This window comes from Thioclava sp. UBA3469, assembly GCF_002378135.1.
Lineage (GTDB): Bacteria > Pseudomonadota > Alphaproteobacteria > Rhodobacterales > Rhodobacteraceae > Thioclava > Thioclava sediminum.
The window spans coordinates 1-1,269 of sequence record NZ_DFRG01000124.1 but is presented as its reverse complement, the minus strand read 5'-3'; the positions used below and the strand labels follow the sequence as shown (position 1 = coordinate 1,269).

General features: G+C 63.3%; 1 protein-coding gene. It reads left to right on the top strand.

What is annotated here, in order from left to right; genetic code table 11:
• Positions 1-225 precede the first annotated feature (225 nt).
• On the top strand, positions 226-1,269 hold a 1,044-nt coding region (locus B3D39_RS10120), incomplete at its 3' end, for an AI-2E family transporter (protein WP_286789652.1).

Genomic DNA, 1,269 nt, shown 5'->3' with positions numbered 1-1,269 from the left:
TACACACTTTCCAGGCGTGCGCCTTCGACCACTCGGCCACCGCTCCGCCGGCGGGTTTATCCGCAAATCCGGGCGGGATGCAAGACCCGATCCGGAATAATGCGCAGGTCATGAAAAAGCCCTGAAATCACGCGGGTTCGGCGCTTGCGCGCCTGCGCGGCGGCTCCTAGCATAAGAAAAACCGGTTACGGCCCCGTCAGGGTCAGGCACAGGAAGATGATGAAGATGAAGGACACTCCCGATGAGGGCCGCCCTGCCCTGATCGATGGGCGCGCGTTCGAGCCGCGTGCGCTCACCAATGTGCTTCTGGGCATCATCGCCTTCGCGCTGGCGCTGTTCCTGATGGTGCAGGCGAAATTCATCCTGATCTCTCTGGCCATCGCGATCATCCTGTTTTCGCTGACCTCCGAGGCGATCAACGCGGTCGGGCGGCTGCGGATCGGGCCGGTCTCGATTCCGCCGCGTCTGGCGTCGCTGGTGGCGCTGGCGCTGATCGCGGGCGGGCTGCTGACGCTGAGCGCGGTGCTCATCTCTCAGGTGAACACGGTCGTGACGATGGTGCTGAACTATGCGGGCCCCGCGCAGCAGGCGATCGCGCAGCTCTTCGGCTGGATGGGTCCCGAGGTCGAGCAATCGGTGCTGGAATCGATGCAGAGCATTCAGGTGGCGGGCTATCTGACCACCTTGGCGGGTCAAGCGTCGAACCTGCTCTCGGCCACGATCCTGATCATTCTCTTCGTGGGCTTCCTCTTTGCCGAGCGGATCTGGTTCGACGCCAAGCTGAACTCGCTCATGGGTGATTCCGAGAGCGCCGAGCGGATTGCGCGGATGGTCGGCACGATCATGCGCCGGGTGAACCACTACCTTCTCGTGAAAGCCATCGTCAGCGCGGTCACCGCTGTCGCGGTCTATGGCGTCTTCACCGTGGGCGGGTTCGATCTGGCGCTGCCGGTCGCGATCATCACCTTCGCGCTAAACTTCATTCCCTCGATCGGCTCGATCATCGCAACCGTCATCGCGACGCTCGCGGTTTATGTGCTGACGCAGAACCCCTATACTTCGGGCACGGTGCTGGTCGCGGTCGGCATCCTGCAATTCGTGATCGGCAACGTGATCGACCCGATGCTGATGGGCCATGCGCTGCGGCTGTCGAGCTTCGGGATCATCATCTCGCTCGCCTTCTGGGGCGCGGTCTGGGGGCTGCCGGGGATGTTCCTCGCCGTGCCGATCATGGTGGCGCTGATGATCATCTGCGCGCAAAGCCCGCGC